General features: G+C 45.3%; 1 protein-coding gene. It reads right to left on the bottom strand.

Features of this window, described 5'->3' with window-relative positions:
• Positions 1-185, bottom strand: a 185-nt coding sequence (locus Q4528_RS16210) for a DALR domain-containing protein (RefSeq protein ID WP_368506762.1), incomplete at its 3' end; no start/stop codon positions are given.
• Positions 186-234 lie beyond the last annotated feature (49 nt).

The following is a 234-nucleotide window of genomic DNA, read 5'->3' as shown; positions in this document are numbered from 1 at the left end:
AACTCAAACAATACCGGTAAGGCTTCTGGCGTATTAAAGTCATCGTCCATCGCCGCTTTAAATTGCGCTCGGTAAACTTCGGCCTTTTCTCCCGCAATATCTTGTAGTTCAACTCCGCGTAAAGCGGTATATAAACGCTCTAGTGCTGAACGAGATTGCTTAAGATTATCTTCTGAATAGTTCAACTGGCTGCGGTAGTGACCAGACAATAAGAAGTAACGCACCGTCTCAGGG

Origin of the sequence: Staphylococcus pasteuri, assembly GCF_030547725.1 — a bacterium.
GTDB classification, from domain to species: domain Bacteria; phylum Bacillota; class Bacilli; order Staphylococcales; family Staphylococcaceae; genus Staphylococcus; species Staphylococcus pasteuri.
This window is presented reverse-complemented; position numbering and strand designations above follow the sequence as displayed.